Origin of the sequence: Synechococcales cyanobacterium CNB, from assembly GCA_030263455.1 — a bacterium.
Classification (GTDB): Bacteria; Planctomycetota; Phycisphaerae; order Phycisphaerales; family UBA1924; genus CAADGN01.
In genome coordinates this window covers 173,359-189,050 of record SZOZ01000005.1, presented here as the reverse complement: position 1 = coordinate 189,050, position 15,692 = coordinate 173,359, and the positions used below count along the sequence as shown (strand labels likewise).

The 15,692-nt window shown below is 62.6% G+C and carries 14 protein-coding genes and 1 pseudogene; 5 read left to right on the top strand and 10 right to left on the bottom strand.

From position 1 onward, the window contains the following. Positions 1–22: 22 nt before the first annotated feature. The 4 genes from FBT69_06955 to FBT69_06940 form a co-directional block, all read right to left on the bottom strand. Complete coding sequence (locus FBT69_06955) at positions 23–844, bottom strand: DUF1738 domain-containing protein (protein ID MDL1904536.1); 822 nt, start codon at positions 842–844, stop codon at positions 23–25. Positions 845–1,372: 528 nt separating this feature from the next. Further along, positions 1,373–4,444 (bottom strand): hypothetical protein, encoded by a 3,072-nt coding sequence (locus tag FBT69_06950; protein ID MDL1904535.1) that lies wholly within the window; start codon positions 4,442–4,444, stop codon positions 1,373–1,375. Further along, on the bottom strand, positions 4,444–6,183 hold the full coding sequence (locus FBT69_06945; protein ID MDL1904534.1) for a hypothetical protein: 1,740 nt from the start codon (positions 6,181–6,183) through the stop codon (positions 4,444–4,446). The genes FBT69_06950 and FBT69_06945 overlap by 1 nt, the downstream gene beginning before the upstream one ends. Positions 6,184–6,226: 43 nt before the next feature. After that, positions 6,227–7,504 (bottom strand): DUF2130 domain-containing protein, encoded by a 1,278-nt coding sequence (locus FBT69_06940; protein MDL1904533.1) that lies wholly within the window; start codon positions 7,502–7,504, stop codon positions 6,227–6,229. A 451-nt stretch (positions 7,505–7,955) separates the two neighbouring features. On the opposite strand from FBT69_06940, the gene FBT69_06935 reads away from it, so the two are divergent. The 3 genes from FBT69_06935 (at position 7,956) to FBT69_06925 (ending at position 9,362) form a co-directional block, all read left to right on the top strand. Further along, positions 7,956–8,351 carry a helix-turn-helix transcriptional regulator gene (locus FBT69_06935; protein ID MDL1904532.1) on the top strand — a complete coding sequence of 132 codons (396 nt, stop codon included), beginning with the start codon at positions 7,956–7,958 and terminating at the stop codon, positions 8,349–8,351. An 82-nt stretch (positions 8,352–8,433) separates the two neighbouring features. Beyond that, positions 8,434–9,081 (top strand): PEP-CTERM sorting domain-containing protein, encoded by a 648-nt coding sequence (locus tag FBT69_06930; protein ID MDL1904531.1) that lies wholly within the window; start codon positions 8,434–8,436, stop codon positions 9,079–9,081. Between the two features lie 98 nt (positions 9,082–9,179). Beyond that, positions 9,180–9,362 (top strand): hypothetical protein, encoded by a 183-nt coding sequence (locus FBT69_06925; GenBank protein ID MDL1904530.1) that lies wholly within the window; start codon positions 9,180–9,182, stop codon positions 9,360–9,362. 213 nt (positions 9,363–9,575) lie between these two features. On the opposite strand, the gene FBT69_06920 is transcribed toward FBT69_06925, so the two are convergent. Then, a complete protein-coding gene (locus FBT69_06920; GenBank protein ID MDL1904529.1) occupies positions 9,576–10,568 on the bottom strand; it encodes a replication protein in 993 nt (330 codons plus the stop codon). Positions 10,569–10,574: 6 nt separating this feature from the next. After that, on the bottom strand, positions 10,575–11,747 hold the full coding sequence (locus tag FBT69_06915) for a site-specific integrase (protein MDL1904528.1): 1,173 nt from the start codon (positions 11,745–11,747) through the stop codon (positions 10,575–10,577). 330 nt (positions 11,748–12,077) lie between these two features. Between FBT69_06915 and FBT69_06910 the strand changes: the two genes are divergently transcribed. Next, entirely contained in the window at positions 12,078–12,356 is a 279-nt protein-coding gene (locus FBT69_06910; GenBank protein ID MDL1904527.1) for a hypothetical protein, read from the top strand. Between the two features lie 321 nt (positions 12,357–12,677). On the opposite strand, the gene FBT69_06905 is transcribed toward FBT69_06910, so the two are convergent. Next, positions 12,678–13,139, bottom strand: a complete 462-nt coding sequence (locus FBT69_06905; GenBank protein MDL1904526.1) for a hypothetical protein — start codon at positions 13,137–13,139, stop codon at positions 12,678–12,680. A 335-nt stretch (positions 13,140–13,474) separates the two neighbouring features. Between FBT69_06905 and FBT69_06900 the strand changes: the two genes are divergently transcribed. Next, positions 13,475–13,966 (top strand): hypothetical protein, encoded by a 492-nt coding sequence (locus FBT69_06900; GenBank protein ID MDL1904525.1) that lies wholly within the window; start codon positions 13,475–13,477, stop codon positions 13,964–13,966. Positions 13,967–14,176: 210 nt separating this feature from the next. Here FBT69_06900 and FBT69_06895 read toward each other — a convergent pair. From FBT69_06895 to FBT69_06885, 3 genes and pseudogenes are all read right to left on the bottom strand, one after another. After that, a pseudogene (locus FBT69_06895) lies at positions 14,177–14,269 on the bottom strand (acetyl-CoA carboxylase, biotin carboxyl carrier protein). A gap of 40 nt (positions 14,270–14,309) precedes the next feature. After that, on the bottom strand, positions 14,310–14,804 hold the full coding sequence (locus FBT69_06890; protein MDL1904524.1) for a site-specific DNA-methyltransferase: 495 nt from the start codon (positions 14,802–14,804) through the stop codon (positions 14,310–14,312). 313 nt (positions 14,805–15,117) lie between these two features. After that, on the bottom strand, positions 15,118–15,357 hold the full coding sequence (locus tag FBT69_06885; protein MDL1904523.1) for a hypothetical protein: 240 nt from the start codon (positions 15,355–15,357) through the stop codon (positions 15,118–15,120). Between the last annotated feature and the right edge of the window lie 335 nt (positions 15,358–15,692).

The window sequence follows — 15,692 nt, the reverse complement described above, 5'->3', positions numbered from 1 at the left end:
CCGCCGGGGTGCGGACGCCGGGTCAGGCGGCTTCCGCCGGCTCAGCGGCGGCGCCGTGGACGGCCGCGATGATCTCGGCGGCGGTCTTCTGGATGCGGTCGAGGGAGGCGGCCAGCGTTTCGGCCTTGCCGTCGAAGAGCTGGATGTAGTCGCTGGCGGCGGTGCCGGTCTCCAGGCCGATCGCCTGGCAGACGACGAAGGCGACCGCCTCGGCCTCGGTCTCGCGGACGGTTTTGCTGGCCGGGCGGTCCTCGCCCCGGTGGAGCAGCTCGTGGGCCAGCTCATGCGCGAGGACGGAGAACTCGACGGCCGGCTCCAGGTCGGGGCGGATGCTGATGCGGCCGCCGCGAGAGACGCCGAGGGCATCGTGGGGCACGTCGATGTGGTCAAGCGTGATGCCGCGCTCGCCGACGAGCGCCTTGAGGCGGTCGGTGTGGTGGCGCGGGTCGCCGTTGACGCGCGCCGGCTCGGGCAGCGGCTCGCCGTCGGTCTGCGACACGTCGAAGACGTAGACACCGCGGAAACGCAGCACCGGCTTTGATTCTTCGGCGCCGTCGTCGGCCTGCTCGTCGCGCTTGCGGATGAGCATCGGGGCGATGATGACGATGCCCTTCTCGCCCTTCTTGACGAAGCGGCCCATCTGCCGCCAGGTGTGGAAGCCGGCGACGTGCGTGGCATCGGGACGCTGCGAGAGGATCATCAGCACGTTCCCGAAGCTGTACTTGTGGAACTTGGCCAGCATGGCGAGGTAGCGGGTGAGCGCTTCGCTCTTGCCGTGCGCGAGCGCGTCGGCGAGTTGTTCGAGGGCCTGGTCGGCGATCTTCTTTGCATGTTCGGCTTTCATGGTTCTGCTCCTTGTCGGGCCCCGCGACGTGCGGTCCCTTCGCCAGGCACGAGGGACCACGTCGGGGGTGACAAGGAGCAAGCGGCGCGAAGGCCGGCGGCACGCCGGAGAGTCCCGCGTCAGCGGAGCAGGCCGAATGACGGAGCGCACCCGCAGGGCGCCCTGCGGCGACGGCGTGAGGCGTGCAAGACTCGGAGGCGGGAAGCGAAGCGGTGACGGCCGGGAGCGCCGCGGATGAAAGCCAGGACAAGCAGAATCGCGTGCGGGCTACGTCAACGCCGATGAAAGGTCACAGTGATTGCACGCGGCCGGTGCTGGCGTGCTCATGGTCAGGAGCGTCATGTGGGTCTGCACCCACTGCCTGACGCGAGTTGTGACGCATCTCTGGAAGTGGACGCAATACCATGGATGGAACTGGTTGTTATGTACCGGCTGCTGGTGAAGCTGGTGTGATGACTGCACCGCTGGCGCGGCATCAGCCTTTCGAGTGGTGAGCACAGTGTCGTGTCATCAAGACAACGGCGAAGCTTACCGGCGAAGTTCATGGCGGCGGAAGTCATCTCCTAAGAAATCGAACTTGCGCTCGAAGAGCGCGGCGAGCTTCTCGCTTGCAGTTGCAAACAGGATCTGTCTACCGCCCACTAAAGCAAGCTCGCGCAAGTAGTCCAGAAACGACAGCGCATTCAGATCATCGACATGGGCGATCGGGTCGTCGATCAAAACCACAGGCGGGGCCACTCGAAGCTGTGCATTCTGAGCTAAGAAAATCGACAGGGCAAAGGCGGCGCGTTGACCGGTGCTGATCTCACTCAGCGTAGCCTCGGCTGCTCCATTCTTTCTGACGAGCGTGCAAAGACGCCCCCCAAGTCCTGAGAACTCTGCGGGCGCGTGGATACGGCCAAAGATCGCCTCGATCTGCGCACGGTTCCGCTTGAGCGCCGCTTCCATCGCGCCGGTCAGAGAGTGCTTCTGCTGGATGACCTCCAGAGCCTTGTCAGCTTTGACAAACCGCTCAATGCGGAGGCTCACTTCCGCCAGTTGTTTAGCGAGTTGCTCCCTCCGCTTTGTGGAGTCCGCGACAATGGTCTTCGCCTGCTGCTCCCTGCCAACCGCGGCTTGGAACTCCGCTGCGACTTTGCGGATTGAATCGGTCTCAACTACCAGCTCAGAAAGCGGTCTGTCTCCCGGCCAGGGAAACGACTTGAGCAGAGTGCCGAGTTTCTCCCGAAGGCTGTCTGCAACCGCGCGGCGCTCCTTGAGTTGGGATATGGCTACCTTCGGGCCCTCTGCATTGGATTCCCGCAATCCCAAGCTTGCCTCAAGTGCTCGCCGAAGTGTGTCGGCATTCGCCCGTTCCTTCTCCAGCGCTTTGGCGGTGTTCGCTTGTTCCCGCTCAATCGTGGCGCGCACTTGGTCGATATTTTGCTTCGTCCAATCGGGCAGAGCGTAGCCAGACTCGCGCAAGCCGGCGAGGAGTTGATCCAACCTGGCAACGGGTAGGCCTTGGGATTCCAGAGCTTCAAGTTCCTTATTCAATGCCTCAAGTCGTTGCTGTGCCTCGACAAGCGCCTGCCGTGCTCCATTGATCTTCGACAGTGCGGCCACGACAGTGACCTCTCTATCGATCGCTGCCCGCTCGCAGAACTTCCCGAGCCACGCTGACGCATTCTCAACGACCATGGCTTCGCGCAGTGCCTCTTCGCGCTGCCGCAACTGCGACAGCAAAGCCTGTCCGCGAGCTTCGACGTGCTGATCCACGCCAAGCTGCATGTGCTTGGCCAATTCTCCCGGGGCGAACTGAGTATGGCACAGGGGACACTCTTCGGATAGAGGACTGTCCTTGAGGATCTGGGCTGCGATGTCGCGAAGCTGTTGCGCCAGGTTGACTGAGTGATCGCGAAGCTGTCTGAAGTTTGCGTGTTCTTCCTTCGCGGCGTTCACTGCTTTCTGTGCAGCCACGCGTGCTTCCTTGGAAGCCGCGGTGAGTGCGACAACTGACGCCTCAGGGTGGCTCTTCGCGAGTACGGTCAAAAACGCGTCGGCACAGCCGGCTAGCAATCCGCCATTGGATGTCACGGTGTTCTGCAGCGTGCGAAGTTCCTCCGCGCGAGTGGGCAGGCCGGCGTCTACCATGCGCGCCGCCTCAGTTATCAACGTCAAGGCGCTCTGGACACGGCGGGCCGTATCTACGAGTCTCCGTTCCTTCTTTCGATGCTCATCCAGGCGCTCCATCTCTGCTTCGACCCTGTCGCATGTCTTCGTCGCGTCGCCGCTGTATTTCTTCAGTCTGTCCACTGAAACGGGAGCTTCCGCCCATTCAAACGCGGCAGCCTGCAGGGCGAGCGATTCAAGTTCCGGAAGAGATTCGAGAAGCAGTTCGGGATACGCGGATCTGTCCTTGCTGGGCACAGGCCATTTGAGACGGCGCACCATCTCCTCGATCCGCGTGAGTATCGCGTCGGATTCCTGCTTGACACCTGCCGACTCCTTGAGACGAGCGTCAAGCGTGTCTAGCTCGCTCTTGATTTGGGCTTCAAGAGGCCGCAGTTCGCGGAGCTTGGCTGTAGTGGCGTCATGTACTCGCTCGATCTCACGCCACGTCTTGGACGCCTCAGACCCCACGAGCAGATTGGAGAGATTGTCTTCAAGCCGTGCCGTCGATTCCGCGAGGCCCACTGCGGCATCGGTATCGAGAAAGTTGAACAGTCCAAAGCTCATGAAGAGATTGTTCGTCTTGATCTCTGATTGACCGTACCACTTCAGGTTCCGTTCTCTGAAGATCTTCTGAGGTCGTGAGCGCGTCGCAGTCTCCTTGCTGCCGTCCGCGAATACGGCGGCGATGCTGTACGCATCGTTCGCGTCAGGATTGCGCTTGTTCCGTCCACAATACAGAAGCTCGATGGCTTCAAGGAGTGAGGTCTTCCCTGAACCGTTGGCGCCCACGACAAGAGTTACCTTGCCAAAGTCAAAGCTGCGCTGCTGAGGAAAATCACGGAACTTCGCAAGCTGAAGTGATTTCAGAAACGGCAGCGGGCTGACGGATGAATGCGGTGGTCGCGCCTTGGGTTGGGGCGACGCTGTACTGGATGCCGCCTCAATCAGTGACAAGCGACTGGGAAGGGATTTGTCGCTCAGTACCACCTTATCAAGACCAGCCTCCGTCAGCTTTGCGAGCCACACCGAGTGGATGCTGGCTTCTGGCAGTGCGTCCGGCGATGCCGACGGAGGAGCCTCGAACGCAGCATCCAGCTCGCTTTCAGCAATGACGAACTTGCGAGCATAGGTGCGATCTAGCTCTATCAATTGTTTGGCCTGTTCAACCGAACCGGTGCGAGCGAGCTCGTCGCTGACCACAAAATAGAGATAGTTGCTCCATTGCAGGCTCTTCCTGCCATCAAAGTACCGCTTGCCTATCACGCGATCCTGATAGTCCGTTATCGCCTCGCGTGTAGCAGGTAGATTCGCGCTGATATCGATGTAGTAGATGGCGTATGGGTGGCCATTCGATCTACGCGTGAAACGGATAACGCTGTCTTCCACCTGTTCTGCATCCGGGAAGCGATGAGCAAGTCTCTCGCGCAGTTGGCCAATATCGAGCATCAGAACGTCCTCGCGATGTCAAATTCCGAAGCAGATCGAGGCTCGTCGATTCTCAGGTAGCGAGAGCGGTCGAATAACCGGAGTGCTCCATCGTCCTGGCGATACCAGAGGTGAAGCCGCTGCCGGGCTTCAATTGCTGCGTCTGGATCGGGTGACGCCCTGTGAAGATATTCGGCCATCCGCTTCCCGACCGACTCGATCTCGACATCGCTGGCGTCTTCACCCATATAGATAGCTGTAGCTCGCCGGCCGGCTGACGATATGACGTTCTGATGCGGAGCCCAATCAAGACGGAAGCCGTTCTTGAGATCGTCAAGCGCGGGCGGTAGGTGGTCGGGCGTATTCAGGATGTCCCATAGCCGTCTGCATCGCCTGAGGCGCCGTACACGAAACGTCTGGGCGCTGTGATCGTTGTCTTGGCAGAAGGTCATGCGTCGTATGACTTCCGATGTCTCGATGCCGCAAGAGTCAAGTTGTCTGAGGTGATACCAATTGGCGTTAGTGCCGATACTTCCAGCGCACAGAGCTAGAACACGCTCGGCATTAAACGGGTTGACATCTGCCAGGTGGGCGATGTCGTGTTGCGCGTTACCGCTTTCCGCGACAACTGTCGCGAAGCCGTCTGTGGGGCCGGGATGATGCACCCAGGCCGATGCATGGTTATCCCAGGTGTGCATTGCAGTGAGTTGAGGTCCGCGCCGTCGAGAGAGTGAGGCGGTTACGCCGCGATGCACGACTTTGCTCGCCGTGACAAAATAGGCAGCCGGCTCGTAGTTGAAGAACATCGCGTGGGATCGCATTGCCTGAAACCACGTATAGTACAGGCCGTTGCGATGGTTGAGTGACAGGGTCGTGTCCGGCTCGTCAAATGTGTCCGGGAGATACCATGCTGAGCCGGAAATGTTGTTCCAGCAATGGGTGGCGCCGCCGCATGCTTCTCGTACATCTTTCGCCCAATTGAGACAGAGTATTTCGGTAGCGCCTCCACGGAATCGGAAGAGCCGATCACGGTACTGCCGGTACTGATGTTGACGTGGTTGCCGGTTGAGCTGAATGTGAAGTACAAGGGCTCGGTCATAGACCTGTGCAGCCTCGGGGTCCAGGAACTCAAACGCATCCGAGCAAATCAGAGAAAGCAGGCGTGGATTTCCGGAATCGCCGCCGAACTGGTAGACGCGGGTTCCCCGCTGCATTCCATTGACCTCGAAGTGGCCGTCGTCCCCCATCGGGCAGGTCTTGAACTGGACAAGCAGGACCACCCTGCTTGCACCGCTGGGCTTCGTCGGAGGTGCAACAAACACGTATGCGAGTGGATCGACAAACCGGTGGTCGTCGGCCTGAAGTGCCTCAAAGAGAACAGTGGCATGAGGAGCAAGAGTCTGCTTCAAAGCCTCAAGCTCGGTGTATCTGATGCTTTCGCAACCAAGTGCCCAAAGCGAACCGTCCGAAGGGGTGCAGCCCGTCTGAAGTGCCTCCGACAAAGTCTCCCACGGCATTGAGTACTCAGGTGTGACCGCGAGTGCGACGTTGTTGGTGCGAGCATCATTCAAGAAACCTCGGAACTGGCTGTGTGCAAGCGCACGGTCCTGATGGCGCACACCGGCGGGACTGGCCTCGATGTGTCCTTCTGGTTGCAGGAGAAGCACAGTGTAGTTGTCGACGTTGGGAATCAGCGCGCGGAGTGTCGGTGGGCCTAGTCCGGCGGGAGTGAGCAGGCTATTGACGGACTGGATTTGCACTGGTCGCGTTGCCTCCTATTTCGAGCCTTGTTCAGTGCTGCGTTCAGTCCACATACTGTCCGTCACTACTCTCAAGCATTCTCAAATCCAGCCCCTCAATCTCCTGCAGCGTCTTCCCTGCGATGCCCTGAAGGTCGCCGTACATGCCGGCGGTGGATTCGATGACGCCGCGAATCTGCTCCTCGCGCTTTGCCCAGAGGCGCGTCATGGTCTTGCGCTCCCTTTCCAGGTCCTCCTGCATGTCGGTGAACTTCTCGACTATGGCCTGAACGCGGTGGCGAAAGCGTGGACCGGTGAGGTACTGGTAAACAAGCTCCATCTTCGTTTGCTGTCCCTCGCTGGCGGTCCGAGTCGCGGCGAGTTCGATGATCGAGTGACGGAGCGCCACAGCGACCGGCAATGCGCAGCGGTAGGACGTGACCCACACACCGTCGATCAGGTTGAAGGTCTCCACATCCTTCGGCAATGCCTGGCTGACGATAACGGCAAGTTCTGCCTTCGCGGCGCGCTGGTCCTCGCGCAACTTGGCCAGCCAGCCGTCGGTCCAGTTCTTGGTGCGCTTCGACTCCCACAGAATCGTCCCGCACGGTTGACCCATCGGACCGATGACGCGCTGGATGGCATCGCCGCCATGTTCGCCTTTGGCGACCGGCTCGATTGAATCCTGTGGGAACTTCTCACGGAGCATCGCTTCCAGTTCAAGCTCCTGAACTTCGCCCTGGAGTTGCTGCGACCCTTGCTCTGCTTTGCGTTTCAGCTCCTCGATCTGCTTCTGCATGGACGCGATGGTCTGTTCCTTCTCTGCGACCTTCATCTTGAGGGAATCCTCGGCCTCCTTCTTCGCCTGTTCGCGTGTTGCGCCGAGTGATTCCTGGACGCGCTTCTCGATGTTCAGTTCCATTTCGCGCTTGGCGTCATCGAGCTCACGCTGCTTGCGGATCAACTCGGCCTGGGCCTTCTGCGCCTCGGCGAGTTTCTCGTCACGCTGCTTGAGCACCTCGTTGAGTTCCGCGAGCTCTTTGGCCTTCTGCTCAAGATCATTGCCGATCGCAACCCGGGCCTTCTTCGCTTCTTCAGCGGCGATGGTGGCGCGCTCCGCTTTCAGCTTGGCAGCAACCTGATCGTCGATCTCCCCTTTGGCCTTCGCAAGTGCCGCCTGCTGTTCCTTGAGTGCAGACTCTCGCTTCGCAATATCAGCATCTTTCTTGGCGATCTGCTGCTCGTACTGCCGGCGCGTGGACTCGATGAGCGGAGCCGCCAGTGACTCGGTCAGCTTGATCTCGGCCTTGCAGGATGGACAGACAATTGTCGGCTCAGTCATGGCACCTTGTGCTTCCTGCCGCAAGGGTATCCGCAAACCGCCCCCGGATCGGGTTCTGAGCGGGGATTGGCCGATGCGGCGCCGACCAGTGGTTCTGCCTGATCCGGCGTAGCACCCGTCCGCGTGGCTGTCAACGGCGAACGAGCCTGGCGGTCATTGTCGGGCCTGAGACGGCCCCGGTCGAGGGCCGGAGTCCGCCCTTCGGCCCGGCCCGTTCTCCGCGTAGAATAGCTGTGCCGGAGTCAGAAGGTGGCCCCGGCGACAATCTGAACGACGCGCGAGCGTCAAGCCGCTGCTCTCGGGAAAACCGCCAAGTTTCAGTTGGAGAGGCAGTGCCTTGAAGGCCGCGCCCCGCAAAGGGGCGTCGGCCAGGGCACGTTCTCCATGCCCCTTGGCGGGGGCTCCCGAGGCGTCCTTGGTTCGACGCTCCCTTTTTGTCGGGACGCTGACCATGCCTCGCCGAGCACGCGCCGCCCGCAAGGCGCTGCCCATCCAACCCGAGCCGCTGCCGGCACTCACGCCGCCGGTCATCGACGCCGCCACCTGGCGGCGGGTGGTCGAGTTCGCCGGGCTGTCGGACAGGCAGGCGGAAGTGATCGCGCTCATCATGCACGGCCTCGGCGATAAGCAGATCGGGCCCAAGCTCGGCATCCGGTACGGCACCGTGCGCATGCACCGCGAGCGCGCGCTCGATCGCCTGGGGCTCGACGGCGCGAACCGCGCCGAAGTGACGAGCCGCGTCTTCGCGCTGGCGTGGGAACTGCTGATGGACGAGCCGTGCCCGCACTGCGGCTGTCGGCGAGATCACCGACAGCGAAAATGCCGTCTGGCCGGAAAGCCATCATGAATTACCGTTTGCGTGGAGTTGGAGAGCGCGCGTATCGCTCCGCCGCATTGTTCAGCATCACGAGAACGGGATCACTCTGCCCATGCGTTACCACACCACCTTGTCCACAGTCGTCGTCGGCGCCATCGCCGCCCTGTCCGCCTCACCCGCCCTTGCCGACATCATCGAGGTCGGCGGGGCAGCCGTCATCGCCGAGCCGCCGGCCAACATCGCGCTCAACCAGTGGGAGAGCGACACGGAGATCCGCGGCTTCTTCGAGCGGCAGACGACGCTGCTTGCCGACCTGGAACTCGATCACGTCAACACCGGGCTGGTGGACCATGAATCGCTGCTCGTGCCGGGCTTCGTTTCCGCCGGGACGGCGGTGCAGAGCTACCTGTTCCATGCCGACTCGGTGGACGGCTTCGACGCGCTGCTCTCGGGCTACGTCGTCTTCGACGCGCCCATTCTCGGCGTGCTCATCAAGACGGCGTCGATGAACGGCACGGACGACTTCCTCGGCCGCCCGGGCGTGACCTACGGCAACAGCCCCGGCAGGCGGCTGGAACTGCCGCCCGGCTCGCTCGACACCTTCGAGATTTCCGCGGACCGGACGCGGCTGGACTTCACCCTCAAGTTCGGCGCGGCCTACGACGAAATCCGCATCATCACGGCTGTACCCGAACCCGGCTCGCTCGCCCTGCTCTCCCTGATGGGCCTGACCGGGGCGCGTCGCCGCCGGCGGGCGTGACGCGCCCTTTCGGGCAGTGGTGCTTGTCAAGTTTTCTTGCTGTAAAACTTGACAAGCGCGGCGAATAGGCGGCGTATTCACCGCATGGAGTGCGGCGAATGAGCAAACAAGGAACGACACGAACCCGAATCAAACAGGCCGAGTCCAGACTCGCCGAGTACCGGAGGCGGCTGAAGAAGACCGGCCTGACCGATGCCGAGATCAAGCGGGTCCTCGATCCGATAGAATGCCTGCACCTGCAAATGAAGGAGGATGCCGAGCACGCCGACCGGACGAAGTGAACCCGCGCCGTTCCTGCCCGTTATCCACAGGCGCCTGCCTGCCAACTACAGGAAGAGCTATAGGTATCTACTACAGGTTAGGGGTGGTGATTCAGCGCACGAATGGCGTGCGAGGGGGTGGCGATTCAGCGCATGAGGGGGTGGTGATTCAGCGTGGATAAGTCGGTAAGTCAACCGACTTACTCACAGTGCGTGCATCGAGGATGCGTCGAATCACGACAGTTTCGGGTTGAGCGGCGGGCGCGACGGCCGCAACTCCAGTCCGCCGGGGACCGTGCTGACGCGAGCATCCGGGTACACCGCGAGCACCTGTCTCAGCGCCGCGCGGAAGGCGTGCTTGAAGTTGCGGGTGTCCTGGTACTCCTGGCCGAACTGCTCGCGAAGATTCTGCCAGCTCAGCCGCACGCTATGACCGCGCACGCGGCACAGCCGGTGAGCGAGCCACGTGTACACGTCGAGGGCGAGCGCCGAGTGCTTGAGTGCGGCGAGGGCGCGATGGTCGAGCGGGACCGCGTGTTCGATGAGCGTTCCGTAGAAGTCCTCGGACAGTTCCAGCGCGGCAGGCCAGAGCGTCCGCTGCGTGCCGTCCCCGTGCAACCATGCCTCGAAGCGCTTGATCGGCTTGGCGTCCACCGTGACGACGCGGCCTGCTTCCTGCATGCCGAGCGTGAGCCGGCACGCGGCCAGCGCCGCAAGCTGCCTGGCCAATGCCGCGTATCCCCCTCGCGGTCCGCCGCTGGCGGACATGCCGAGCCTGGCGAGAAACTGCCGAACGCTGTCGCCGAGTTCGACGGTGCGCCGCCTGGTGCGGATTGCCTCCGATGACAGGTGGACCATGATGAGGCGAGGGACGGTGCCGTAGGGAAGGGGCTGCGCACGCCAGCCGTCACCCGTGTACAGCGTGCCTGCTTCCAGGCGGACGCTCACGTTGCCGCTGGTGCGCTCAAAGACTCGCGCGTCAGTCCTTTGTCGCGGAAAGCCGACGTGACAGAGCACAGTGTGCAGGAACTCGGCGCGCTCCGGTGGGCCTTGTCGGATGTCAGTGGAGGCTTCGACGAGACGTTGGGAAACGAAGGCAATATGCCGTTGTGGAGCAGGCCTGTTCTCGGTTGACACACTCGGGTGTTCGCGTGTCGCAATCGTGCCGCCGGGCAAAAACGGCGCTCGACCCACCTTGGGTTTTGGAGGCACGTTGGCGATCGCCATGACGCGCTATGTGCTTGAATCATCAGGCTCTTTCGGCACCCTCGGCATGGCTGGGGGACTGGGGGTCGGAGGTTCAAATCCTCTCGCCCCGACCAGCATTTTCAAAGGGTTAGCCCGCGGCGTGCCGCCGCGATAGAGCTCAGCGTGTCGTATTCGTGTCGAGGCGAGCCTTTCCATGGCCGCCTGCTTGTCGGCGAAGTCCCGATGGGCGTACTTCTTGGTGGTGGCGATGTCCCTGTGACCGAGCACTTCCTGCACCAGGTCAATCGGCACGCCGCGCTGGATCATCCAGGTGGCGGCCGTATGCCGCAGGTCGTGAAACCGAAAGTTGGCGATGCCGGCACGGTCGCAGGCGGTCTTGAAAGATCGCCGGAACTTGCGGATCGGTTCGGGTGCCCTGCTGCCGTTCTTGAAACGGCGGACAAACACGAGTCCCTCCGGCTGTGGTCCGCACTCCTCCAGCAGCAGCCGCAGTTCGCTCGATATCGGCAGAACAAGCAACTTGCCGCCTGGAAGGCTGCTCTTCACCTTGAACTCAATCTCGCCGTGCTCGAAGCTCACGTCCTCCCACCGAAGGTTGAGGATGTTGGACAGCCGGACGCCAGTGAGCAGCGCGAACCGGATCGGACGTTTCAGATGCTCGGCGGCGCAGGCGATGAGTCGCTGTGCCTCTGCCGGAGTGAGCCAGCGCGTGCGTGCTTCGGGTTCTGGCAGCATGTGCCTACCGACGCGGACATCCGGGCCTTCATAGCCCCATTCCTGCGTAGCTGTGTTGATAATCTTCCGCAGCGTTGACAGCACACGGTTGACGGTGCTGTCGCTGACACGGCCGCGCAGCTTCGCCTTGAGCGCGGCGATACCGGCGTCGTCGATCTCGTGCAAGAGCGTGGCCTTGCCGAAGTGGTCGAGGATATGGCGGCAATGGTGGCGCACCGCCGTGTCGCCCGACTTGAGATATCGTGCGTAGTCGAGCCAATAGCGTCCAAGGAGTGCATCGAGCGCTACCTGCTCCTTCCGCCCTCCAAAGTGACCGCTCATCAGCGCGTCAGTGCGCAGCTTCGCTTCGATGGCCTTCGCTTGGCTCAGGTCGCTCGTTTGAGTGCTTCCTCGAAACCGATGTCCGTGGACGGTGAAGTCGTACCACCAGAACGGCGAATCCTTCCTTTTGGTAAGTGACATGCTCCCGGTTGCTTCCGTTCATTGATCGCCCTGTATACGTCTTCGATGACGTACCGCCGCCGTCGGCCAAGCTGGATGTAATCCACGCCAAGCTCGGAAAAGGTGGCGTCGCCGATGCCTAGGAGCTTCTTTACCTCCTCCTTGGTGAGCAGGATGCGTTGTGTCTCTGGCGTCGGCATGCGTCCTCGTGACTGACAGTCCATCAAAGATAGGAATGCAAACCCACGATGCAACAGCTCATTTGTTGGCGGTATCCAATTCGTGCCAGCGCGCGGATTCCGCGCCACACACGTGAGGGCACGTCATTGGAAACGTCCAACAATAATCGTGTTGACCGATTGGTGCGCGCCCATTATCTGCAAGTGCATGACCGACGATGAGTTTCAACTTCAGGTAGAAGCGTTCATCGCCCGCCACGGTCTGTCCCCGACGACCTTCGGCCTCTGGGCGATGAACGATTCCCGGTTCGTGTTCGACCTGCGTAGAGGACGATCCTGTTCGCTGGCGACGGTGGGAAAGATCTACCGCTTCATGGCAGAGTACGAACAGAAGCAGGAGGCTAAGCGGCTTCGCAGACTGCACGAGAACCAGCAGGCCGTTTCACGGTGAAATCCTGCCTAAGCAACGCTTAGGGGAGGCGTCTGCATGTCAAATGCTTGCAGGGATGGATTCGTGCTCACCGGAGATTGGACGACTGAGTCAGTCGTTCAAGCGAAGTTGTGCCTGCCGTATACGGCCGTCGTCGTCGGGTCCTCACCGGCGGCTGGGACACGACGGCGACGGGCGGCGGGCACCCATCGCCCAGCCCCCGCCTGCCGGTATGGTCCGGAGTCCGAGGGTTCCTCGCTCGCGCTTTGCAGCGAGATGCGACGGCGATGCCTCGCCTCGTGCGACACCGCAGTCAGGGACAACCCCTGCGCGGTGAGCCGGTCAGTCGAATAGTGAGCGCTGCGCCTCTTGCCCGGGGACGAACCGGACGGGCGGGCCGCAAAGGATGAGTTGTTCGCCGCCCGAACACACCGTCATGCCGTGATAGAAGCCCATCGGGTCGGAGCGCGCATCCTCGCCGCCATTGGGACGAACCTTCTCAGCATAGGTAGTCGGCGTTCCATCGAAGGCCGCCGGATGAACGAGCCGGTAGGCTTCGGTTTGCGGGCCGGGGCGGAAGCCTACGCAGACCCAGCGGATTCCTTCGTATGTGAACGGGCGGCGCATCGGCTGCCCCATCCCGATGCGGTCGGCGCTGTAGGAGGCATGGATGTCGCCCTCGCCGATCTGGCGGTCGAGTTCGTGTGACCATGTGCCGGTGGCTAGGCGAGAGGGAGGCACTTCGCGGATGGTGAGATCGCCGGTGAACTGGCGGAGGTTGGCATGGGTGAGCGGTGTGTCCATCGGTTGAGTCTCCTTTCGTGGCTGGTTGACCGATGCACACCGGACGGCGGCCGTGGAAAGCCGCCGCGTCAAGGGGATGGTGCGGGCAGGAGCGAAGCGACAACACGGTCCCCTTGAGGCCGCAGGCCGTACGCGGGGGCGGCGGACGCCAGGATGTGCATCAAACAGGTCAACCCCACGGAAAGGAACCCGTGAGACACAGCCGCGCGTCATGGCGAGCACGCCGGAGTCAGGGAAGGGAGGCGATGCCCGGCCCGGCGCGGCACATGCTCTTGCGCCCGGTGCGGCGCAGTGGTAGGGTGAAAGGCAGGAATAATCACGCACGCGGGGGGAACGTGACGGAGAAGGAGCCGAAGGGCATCGACGCGAAGCTGCGTCGCATTGAACAACTGTTCGCCGAGCGGAAACGTGACGACTACGAGTCGCTGCGCGCCCGGCTGACCGAGGCGCGAGAACTGTTCCACGACGCGCTGGCGGAGCGCTTCGCCGCGGCGTTCAACGCGCATCTGGCGGCGCAGCCGCATGAGACACTTGCAGAGAAACGGGATCTGACGCGCGAAGCCAATGCCGACCTGCGGGCGCTCGGATTAGCAGTCCGGTGTCCGAGGACCGGGGAACCGGCAATGCTGCAGACGGATTCCGGGTATCGCCCGGAAGCGGGACGCTTCCAGCTTCTGCTGTTGCGCTCCGGTGAGCAGTTCAAGTCGAAGACCTCAACGTCCCTCTTCCGCGTGGATCTCATGGCGTACCCGAATCGGCGCGAGGGCGCGGCGGAGTATTGGGCCGAGCGGGCACGAAGGGAGAGCAAACCACCCCGCGGCCGTTGAACGATGCGTGCGGCCTTGCGGAACCGACCAGTGCAGGTGCCCGTATGAATTATCGGTGTAGGTGTACATACCACAAACGGAGGCGAGTATGGCATCGAGCGAAAACAACGGGTCGGAATCATTCGGGGACCGTGTCGCAGAAAAGGCTGTGGACGCCGCCGCGGCCGTCGTCGTGGCAACCGTGGCAGGTACCGTGATCTGCGGGTTCTTCGGCCTGCTCGCCGGCGGTCCGGCTGGCGCCGTGGCCGCAGGCAAAGCGGGAGCAGTGGCCGGAGCGAAGCTCGGCGCAGCATGCAGTGGAGCTTGCTGACAATCGCGTGCTGAACCTTCGGTTCGACTCGCGCTAAGACACTAGCGGAGCATCGACGCACGCCGCCTCGATGCGCTTGCAGGCGTAGTCGAAGTAGACCGGGTCGCGCTCGATGCCGACGAAGCGCTTGCCGGCCAGCACCGCCGCGACGCCGGTGGTGCCGGAGCCCATGAACGGGTCGAGGATGGAGTCGGCGGGAATCGAGTCGCAGAACCAGCGCATCTGGTCAAGCGGACGCGGGCAGGGCACGGGGTTGTCGCTGATGCTCTCCGTCCAAGGCCGCAGGTCGGCGACGTGCCAGTCGCGCGGCAGTTCGTCCTTGAGCAGCGACCTGCCGCTCCAGAAGATGACCGGGTCCCAGCTCAGGCAGCGCTGCCGGCCGCGCTCGGGATAGACCTTGCAGGCGGCGATGATGCGCCAGCCCTTCGGGAAGTAGTGGTGCCATCGCTCGGCCGTGAGCGGACTCTGCCAGACGAAGCACGGGCCGTTGCCGGTAATGCGGACGAGTTCGGGCACGAGCTGCTCCATCAGCGCGTCGTACTTCTCGGGCGCGTCGTTGTAGCTGCGATACTGGAAGCCGATGCCGTAGGGCGGGTCGGTGACGACGGCGCCGATGCCGGAGAGCGTCGGCAGGATGTCGAAGCAGTCGGCACGATACAGCGTGGCGTTGCCGATGACGCGCTTCTCGATGGGAGCGGTAGCGACCCTGGCGGAGGCCAAGAGTGGCTTGCGGCGGAGACGCGCCGCGAAGAACGGGTTGATGAGAGCGACGGTAGTCATGTCGTGTACTCCTTTCGATGAAGAAAGGGCGGGCCTTGCGGCCCGCCCGGTTGCGGATGGGTCAGTCCTTCTTGTCGCTCGCAACGCGGAGCGTGATGCGGCCGTCGAGCGGCACGACTTCAAGCTGGATGTTGAAGCCCTTGCCGTCGTTGTGCGGCCAGGCGGACCCGATGCGGGTCCAGAAGCCCTTCTTGCCCTCCCGGTCGCGCACCTGGTAGGCGATGTGCGTGGGAGCCTTGGAAGCGTTGTTGTTCGTGTCGGACATGTGAGTCTCCTTTCTGAGGTTTCCGGCCGCGCCCATCGCGGCCTGATGGCACGCGGAAACCAGCCGCTCCAGGCCGGGGCGGAGCGCACCGGTCACAGCGGAAAACGGGAGGGACCCGCGTCTGCAACGCAGTGAAGATGTTGGGAGGAACCGGTTTTCCGCTTGACCGGACCGGCGGCGGCTGTAGCGATGCCGTCAATCAGGCCGTGTTGGGCGCAGGAGACCGGGGAAAAGCAGAGACGCACCGGCACGTCAACGCCCGGGCGACCCCACGTTGCCCGATGGGAAGCAGACGAGGGCGATTTGGCAATGGTCCGCATCGCGCCTGGCTGGGCTCAGGGGCAATGCAACACCGGCGTCCGTGCCGCGGC